This window comes from Nocardia sp. NPDC004278, from assembly GCF_053602975.1.
On the sequence record NZ_JBSGEQ010000031.1, the window covers coordinates 32,816 to 42,100 of the forward strand.

The 9,285-nt window shown below is 67.3% G+C and carries 1 pseudogene; it reads left to right on the top strand.

Features of this window, described 5'->3' with window-relative positions:
* Positions 1–59: 59 nt before the first annotated feature.
* Positions 60–9,158 (top strand): annotated as a pseudogene (locus ACWEO2_RS34255) (type I polyketide synthase); the annotation flags it as partial.
* Positions 9,159–9,285 lie beyond the last annotated feature (127 nt).

The window sequence follows — 9,285 nt, forward strand, 5'->3', positions numbered from 1 at the left end:
GCGTAGATCTCCGAGAAGGCGATGGCCCCATGACGAATGAGGAAAAGCTCCAGTACCTGCTGCGCCGCGTGACCGCGGATCTGCGGGAGAGCCGTCGCCGGGTGGCCGATCTCGAGGCACGCACGCCCGAGCCGGTGGCGATCGTGGGTGTGGGTTGTCGTTTCCCCGGCGGTGTCGCCTCCGCGTCGGATCTGTGGGATCTGGTAGCCCAGGGCCGGGACGCGGTTTCCGAATTCCCCGGCGACCGCGGCTGGGACGTGGCGGGTCTGTTCGATCCGGATCCGGCAGCGGTGGGTAAGTCGTACGTGCGCGAGGGCGGCTTCGTCGATGCGGCCGCCGAATTCGACGCCGGATTCTTCGGGATCAGTCCGCGCGAGGCCACGGCCATGGATCCACAGCAGCGGCTGTTGCTCGAAACATGCTGGGAAGCACTCGAAGACGCGCGAATCACGCCGACGTCACTGCGTGGCAGCGATACCGGTGTCTTCGTCGGCGTGGTCGGGTCCGGGTACGGGATGGGCGTGCAGGTCGGTGCCGGTGTCGAGGGGCACCTGATGACCGGGACGGCGTCCAGTGTGGTGTCGGGGCGTGTGTCGTATGTGCTCGGCCTGGAAGGACCGGCGGTGTCGGTGGATACGGCGTGCTCGTCGTCGTTGGTTGCGCTGCATCAGGCGGTGGCCGCACTACGTTCGGATGAGTGCTCGCTGGCCTTGGCCGGTGGTGTGACCGTCATGGCTACACCGGCCGCGTTCGTGGAGTTCTCCCGGCAGCGGGGCCTGGCACCGGATGGGCGATGCAAGCCGTTCGCGGAGTCCGCTGACGGCACGGGATGGTCCGAGGGCGCGGGAGTGCTTGTGCTGGAGCGTCTTTCGGAGGCTCGGCGCAACGGGCATCCGGTGTTGGCGGTAATTCGCGGCAGTGCGGTGAATCAGGATGGTGCGTCGAATGGGTTGACGGCGCCGAATGGTCCGTCGCAACAGCGGGTGATCCGCCGTGCGTTGGCGAACGCCGGAGTGTCGGCCGCCGAAGTCGATGTGGTGGAAGCGCACGGGACCGGAACGACCTTGGGTGACCCGATCGAGGCGCAAGCTCTCTTGGCCACCTATGGGCAGGGCCGGGAATCGGGTGACCCGTTGTGGTTGGGTTCGATCAAGTCGAATATCGGTCACACGCAAGCCGCGGCGGGTGTGGCCGGGGTGATCAAGATGGTGGAGGCACTGCGGCGGGGCGTGCTGCCGCCGACACTGCATGTGGATGCACCGTCGTCGCGGGTCGATTGGGACAGCGGGCGGGTGGAACTCCTTGTCGAGCAACGGGAATGGCATGTCGGGGACCGTCCGCGCAGGGCTGCCGTTTCGTCGTTCGGAGTGAGCGGCACCAACGCGCACGTGATCTTGGAGCAGGCGCCTGCGGCGGGCTCGGCGATCCCCGATCCTGCCGATTCCGGAGGCTCCGGTGGCGGCGAGCTCTCGGTGGTGCCATGGGTGCTGTCGGCGCGGAGTCACGAGGCTTTGGCGGCGCAGGCGGCACGGTTGTCGGAGTGGACCCGGCAAAGCTCGGATTCGACGCCCGCGGATGTGGGTTGGTCGCTGGTGACGACGCGGTCGCGGTTCGCGCACCGTGCGGTGGTGCTGGGAGCCGACCGCGCGCAATTGCTGTCGGGTCTGCGGGCATTGGCGGCGGGGACTCCGTCAGAACGAGTAGTGCACGGCGTGGTGGGCGCGCCGGGCAAGACTGCTCTGGTGTTTCCGGGCCAGGGGGCGCAGTGGCTTGGCATGGGTCGGAGCGTGTATGCGACGTACCCGGTGTTCGCGACCGCTTTCGATGAGGTTGTCGCGCGGTTGGACGTGGAGCTTGGTTGTTCGGTGCGTGACGTCGTCTGGGGTTCGGATGCGGGGGCGTTGGATGCCACGGTGTTTGCGCAGGCGGGGTTGTTCGCGGTGGGTGTGGCGTTGTTTCGGTTGTTGGAGTCTTGGGGCGTGCGACCGGATTTCGTGTGTGGTCATTCGGTGGGTGAGGTGGCGGCGGCGCATGTGGCTGATGTCCTGTCGTTGGACGATGCAGCGTCTTTGGTGGTGGCGCGGGGCCGGTTGATGCAGGCGTTGCCTGCGGGTGGGGCGATGGCCGTGGTCGCGGCCACCGAGGCGGAGGTGCTGCCGTTGCTGACCGATCAGGTGGCGGTTGCGGCGGTGAACGGGCCTCGTTCGGTGGTGGTATCCGGCATCGGGGATGCGGTGTCCGCCATAGTGGATCACTTCGCGCTGGCGGGGAGGCGGGTGAGTTGGTTGCGGGTGTCGCACGCGTTCCACTCGCCGTTGATGGAGCCGATGCTGGCGAAGTTCGCCGACGTCGTCGGTGGTTTGGCATTCGGCGACCCGGCCATTCCGGTTGTTTCGAATGTGACTGGTGCGGTGGCGGGTTCGGAGCTGCTGTCACCGGAGTATTGGGTGCGGCACGTGCGGGAGACGGTGCGCTTCGCCGATGGAGTACGTGCGCTGCGGGAGGCGGGCGCGACCAGATACGTAATAGTTGGTCCCGATGCAGGCTTGACCAGCTTTATCGAGCAGTGTGCCGATCGTGCGGATGTTGTGGTGGTGCCAGCCCTGCGCAAGGACCGTGTGGAGGCCTTCGCGCCACTGGCCGCGACGGCACGGCTGTTCGTGTCCGGTGACACTGTCGACTGGGACGCCGTGTTCGCGGGAACCGCACCGCGCCAAGTGGCCCTGCCGACGTACGCCTTCCAGCGGCAGCGGTACTGGCTGGTCCCGAAGGCCCGACCGGTGGACGCGGGGCCCTCGGCCGCCGACCAACTGCATACCGTGCGGTGGATCGAGATACCGGCGCCCGCGGACCCGGCGTCGAGGTCGTTCATCGAGTGGACCGAAATCGAATCCGCGACCGAGGAACTCGGCTCGGGCGTGCTGCCGCCGCTGGTCGTGCTCGACTGCCGACGTGGCGAAGCGGCCGATGTCCTCGCCGCCACGCACGTCACGACCCACCGGGTACTGGCTGTGCTACAGGCATTTTCGAGCGAAGAGCGATTCGCGTCGAGCACGTTGCTGGTCCTGACGTGCGGCGCGGCGGATGCCGCTGATGAGAATGTCACAGATCTGGCCGGATCGGCGGTCTGGGGTTTGGTGCGGTCGGCGCAATCGGAGGATCCCGGTCGGATCGTGCTCGCCGACATAGATGAATCAACGGGCCGCGCTGATCTGCCGGACATCGTCTCGGCGGTATCGGCATGCGGGGAGTCCCAGGTGGTCCGGCGCAAGGGTGCGCTGTATGCGGCCCGGCTGGTCCGAGCAGACGACCGCGATGGGGAGAGGGAGGCCGTCACGCTTGCCGGAGGGACGGTGTTGATCACCGGTGGCACAGGTGGTTTGGGCGCGGTGGTGGCTCGGCATTTGGTGGTCGAGTGTGGTGTCGAGTCGCTGATGCTGGTGAGTCGTCGGGGGATGGCTGCGGTGGGGACGGAGGAATTGGTCGGGGAGCTGACCGGGCTGGGGGCTCGGGTGGAGGTTGTAGCCTGTGATGTGTCGGATCGCGATGCGGTAGCACGCTTGTTGACCGAGGTTCCTGCTGAGTTGCCGTTGGTGGGTGTGGTGCATGCGGCGGGGGTGCTCGATGACGGTGTGATCGGGTCGTTGACGCCGGAGCGGATGGACGTGGCGCTGGCCGCGAAGGCAGACGCGGCGTGGTATCTGCACGAACTGACGCGGGATCTGGATCTGGCGATGTTCGTGATGTTCTCCTCGGTGGCCGCAGTGTTGGGCGCGCCGGGCCAAGGCAACTATGCGGCGGCGAATGCCTTCCTGGACGGCTTGGCCGCGCTCCGTCGGACACATGACTTGGTGGCCACATCCATTGCGTGGGGCCTATGGTCGTCGAGGATCGGAATGACCGGGCGTCTGGGTGATTCCGATACCGCGCGGATGACTCGTGGTGGTGTGCTCGGATTGTCGATCGGGCAGGGGCTGTCGTTGTTCGACGCCGCCCTGAACCAGCCTCGGGCCGCAGTTGTTGCTGCCCGATTCGATCCGGCGGCCCTGACCGCGCGGGCGGGAACAGTCGCGCCGCTACTGCGCGAGTTGGTACCCGAATCGGTACGGACGAACAACACTGAAACAGGCAGTCCTGAATCGGCATGGCGGGCACGGTTTGCCGGGTTGGCCGAGCCCGAACAATTGCGGGTGCTGCTCGAGCTGGTACGGAGCGAGGTCGCAGCGGTCCTGGGCCACACGGGGGCCGATGCGGTGGCAGCAGATCGCAACTTCCAGGAGTTGGGTTTCGATTCGCTCACCGCCGTGGATGCTCGCAACCGGCTCAAAACCGTGACCGGACTCGCACTTCCCACGACTCTCGTCTTCGACTACCCGACCGCCGCGGCCGTCGCAGCCTATCTGAACCGTCAGCTGACCGGACGGCCTGCGGACGCGACGACGGCGCCGATGGTCGCGGTCTCCACCGAGCCGGTGGCCATCGTGGGGATCGGGTGTCGCTTCCCCGGCGGTGTGACCTCGCCTGATGAGCTGTGGCACCTGGTGGCCGAGGGACGGGACGCGGTCTCCGGGTTCCCGGCCGATCGGGGTTGGGATGTGGCAGGACTGTTCGATCCGGATCCGGCGGCGGCCGGCAAGTCATATGCCCGGGAGGGCGGCTTCCTGCCCGACGCGGGCGAATTCGATGCGGCGTTCTTCGGGATCAGCCCCCGCGAAGCCGTGGCCATGGATCCGCAACAGCGCTTACTTCTCGAAACATGCTGGGAAGCAATCGAACACGCGGGCATCGAACCGGGCTCCTTGCGCGGCAGTAACACCGGCGTATTCGTCGGGGTGTCGGTCCAGGGCTACGGCAATGTGTGGGCAGGCACGGGCAGCGAGACCGGTGCCGAGGGCTACTTGTTGACGGGCACCGCGTCGAGTGTGGTGTCGGGGCGGGTGTCGTATGCGCTCGGCCTGGAAGGGCCCGCGGTGTCGGTGGACACGGCATGCTCGTCGAGTCTGGTTGCCCTGCACCAGGCCATGGCGGCGCTGCGCTCGGGTGAATGCACGCTGGCATTGGCCGGTGGGGTCACCGTGATGGCCACGCCGGAGCCCTTTGTCGAATTCTCCCGCCAGCGTGGCTTGGCCCCGGACGGCCGGTGCAAGCCGTTCGCGGAGGCAGCGGACGGCACCGGATGGTCGGAGGGTGTCGGCGTGCTGGTGGTGGAGCGGCTTTCGGATGCGCGGCGTCTCAGGCATCCGGTGTTGGCGGTGGTTCGGGGCAGCGCGGTGAATCAGGATGGTGCGTCGAATGGTTTGACCGCGCCGAACGGTCCGTCGCAGCAGCGCGTCATCCGTCAGGCCCTCGCGAATGCTGGTGTCGGTGCCGCCGATGTGGATGTGGTCGAGGCACACGGGACAGGGACTCGGTTGGGTGATCCGATCGAGGCCCAGGCGCTGTCGGCGACCTATGGGCGGGACCGTCCGGACGATCGGCCACTGTGGCTGGGATCGATCAAGTCGAATATCGGTCATACGCAGGCCGCGGCCGGCATGGCCGGGATCATCAAGATGGTGCAGGCCATGCGGCACGGCATAGTGCCCGAGACCTTGCATGTGGACGCACCGACACCGCATGTGAACTGGCGCGCGGGCGGGCTCGCGCTGCTGACCGAGCAGCGGCCGTGGCCCGATACCGGGCGACCGCGCCGGGCCGCCGTGTCGTCGTTCGGGATCTCCGGCACCAACGCACATGTCGTACTGGAACAAGCACCGGTCGATCCGGCGACTCATATTCCGGGCACCATCGAGAAGGACCACCCCGGCGATGAAGCGCACCCATTGCCTGTGGTGCCGTGGGTGGTGTCCGGGCGGAGCCGAGAGGCATTGGTAGCGCAGGCAAAACGGCTGTCTGCCTATCTGCTGGCGTGCCCTGAGCTGGGTTCGGTCGATGTGGGGTGGTCGCTGGCGACGACGCGGTCGCGGTTCGAGCATCGTGCGGTGGTGGTCGGTGTCGATCAGTCGGAATTGCTATCCGGGTTGGCGGAACTGGCCGAAGGCAGGTCGTCGACAGGGGTGGCGCTGGGCGCAGTGGATACCGTGGGGAAGACGGCGCTGGTGTTTCCGGGGCAGGGTGCGCAGTGGTTGGGTATGGGGCGGGGTTTGTATGGGGCGTATCCGGTGTTTGCTGCGGCGTTCGATGAGGTTGTCGGTCGGTTGGATGAACAGTTGGGGTGTTGTTTGACCGAGATTGTTTGGGGATCTGACGAAGAGCTGTTGAGTCGGACGGTATTTGCGCAGGCGGGTTTGTTTGCGGTTGAGGTTGCGGTGTTTCGGTTGTTGGAGTCGTGGGGGATTCGGCCGGATTTTGTGGTTGGGCATTCGGTGGGTGAGGTGGTGGCTGCGCATGTGGCTGGTGTGTTGTCGTTGGGGGATGCGGTGGTGTTGGTGGTGGCGCGTGGTCGGTTGATGGAGGGGTTGCCGTCGGGTGGGGTGATGTGTGCGGTGGCGGCGTCGGAGGCGGAGGTGCGTGCGCTGTTGGCCGATGGGGTTGCTGTTGCGGCGGTGAACGGTCCGGGTTCGGTGGTGTTGTCCGGTGTTCGGGATGCGGTGTCCGCCGTCGTGGATGGGTTGCAGGGCATGGGGCGTCGGGTGAGTTGGTTGCGGGTGTCGCATGCGTTTCATTCGCCGTTGATGGAGCCGATGTTGGGCGAGTTCGCTGAGGTGGTGGCGGGTCTCGAGTTCCATGAGCCTGCGATTGGGGTGGTGTCGAATGTGACTGGTGGGTTGGCTGGTTCGGAGTTGGTGTCGCCGCAGTACTGGGTCCGGCATGTTCGCGAAACGGTGCGCTTTGCCGACGGAATCCGGGCGCTCGAGGCAGCTGGGGCGAGCCGGTTCGTGGTGGCGGGTCCAGACGGTGGTCTGACGAGCCTGATAGAGCAGTGCCTGGAGTCCGCGGAGTTCGTGGTCCCAGCCTTGCGCAAGGACCGCACTGAAGCATCGACGGTACTGATGGCGGCGGCATGCGTGGACGTCGTCGACGCGTCGGGTGCACGGTGGCCGGCGGTCTTCGAAGGCGGCACGCCACGGCGGGTGCCGTTGCCCACCTATGCCTTTCAACGGCGCCACTTCTGGTTGGAGCGGGCGGCGGGCTCCGGATCCGACCTGTCGGCCACCGAGGACGCCATCGATAGCGAGTTCTGGCGTGCCGTCGACGGCGCCGACACCGATGTGCTCGGCATCGACCCGGATCGCCGCTTCGGAGAGGTCCTGCCACTGCTGTCGTCCTGGCGCTCGCGGCGCCGAAGCCGATCGGCGATCGGCTCCTGGCGTTACCGGATCGAATGGGCCCGACTCGCGGACCGCCCGCTCCAGCCGTCGGTCACATGGCTTGTCGTCGTCTCGGCCGGTGCTGCGCTCGACGGAGATCCGTTTGGGGCGCTTCAGGAGTCGGGCGTCGACGTGCGAAGGATAGAGATCGATGCCGACCGGATGACGCGGCACGAGGTCACCGACCTGCTCCGTCGCGAACATGCGGCGAGCGAACTATCCGGTGTCGTGTCGTTCGCCGCGTTGGATGATCGGCCCAGTACCCGGGCTACCGCATTGACCCGAGGCGTGCTGGGGAATCTTCTTCTCCTACAGGCTGCGAGCGATGTGGGTGTCGGTGTCCCGCTGTGGTGTGTGACCAGCGGCGCGGTCGCGGTCGGTCCCGCCGAGCGGGTCGACAGCACACGCCAAGCGCCGATGTGGGGCATCGGCCAGGTGGCAGGTCTGGAGCTCCCGGACCGGTGGGGCGGCATGATCGACCTGCCCGCCCAATGGGACTCCGCGCTCCTGCGCCGACTGCCGGGCTTGCTGTCACGCGATGATGGCGAAGATCAGATCGCGCTGCGCCCGTCGGGCAGCTACGGTCGGCGGATGATGCGGGCGCCGCTGCCCGAATCAGGTCTGAACCGATCATGGACGCCACGGGGAACGGTCCTGGTTACCGGCGGCACCGGCGGTATCGGCGCGCATCTCGCCCGGTGGCTGGTGCGGGGCGGGGCAGCGCATGTCGTGTTGCTGAGCCGACGCGGCCCGCGCGCTCCCGGCGCCGGTGAACTGGCGGCGGAGCTGACGTCGCTCGGCGGCCGTGCCACGATCCTGGCCTGTGATGTGACCGATCGCGACGAGGTGGCCACGGCACTGACGGCAATCGATGACGGCGACATCCCCTTGACCGCCGTGATCCATGCGGCCGGAGTGGAATCGCAGTGTCGGATCACCGACACCGATCCGGCCGCGCTCGCCGCTGTCGCTGCCCCCAAGATCGCAGGCGCCCAGCACCTCGACGACCTGCTCGGCGAGCGTCCGCTCGATGCCTTCGTGCTGTTCTCCTCCGGCGCCGCGACGTGGGGCAACAGCGGCGGCGCCGGGTACGCCGCGGGCAACGCGTTCCTGAACGGTCTCGCCGAACACCGGCGTGCCCGCGGACTGGTCGCCACCGCACTGGCCTGGGGCGGCTGGGCGGGCGGCGGGATGGCCGAGACCACCGGCGCGGCCGATTATCTCGAACGCAGGGGCGTGCGGTTGATGGACCCGGATACCGCTCTGCGGGCACTGAGTCAGGCGGTCGGTAACAACGAAACCGTGCTCACCATCGCCGACATGGATTGGACGTTGTTCACCGGGCCCTACACGATGCTGCGCCATCGGCCGCTCATCGCGGACCTCCCCGACGTGCGGGCGGTGTTGCGGAACGAACAGGACGACACCGCGGCCACGGCGGAGTCGGAAGCCGTGTTGCGGCAGCGGCTGACCGGCTTGCCCGCGGCCGAACAGCAACGTCTGCTGCTCGACCTGGTGCGCGACCAGGTTGCGATGGTTCTGGGCCACACCGCATTCGATGTGGTCGCACCCGACCGCAATTTCAAGGACCTCGGATTCGATTCGCTGACCGCCGTCGATGCCCGCAACCGATTGAGGTTCGCAACCGGGCTGGCACTGCCGGCGACCCTGATCTTCGACCATCCCACCTCCCGGGCCGTCGCCGAACACCTCCTTCACCAACTAGGCGTCGGCGAGACCGATGCCGTGGCGAAGCGAGTGCTGCGTGCGGTGGACGAGCTGGAAGCCGTGCTGCTCGACACTCGCCCCGATAGCCCCGAACGCCGCGATGCCGCACAGCGTCTCGAACACCTCCTCCTGAAATGCCGTGACACGGTGGGGGTTCCAGGGATTGCGGATACCAAGGACGCCCTGCGGTCCGCATCGGCAGAGGAACTCGCGGACTTCATCCAGACGCAGCTCGGAAAATCCTGAC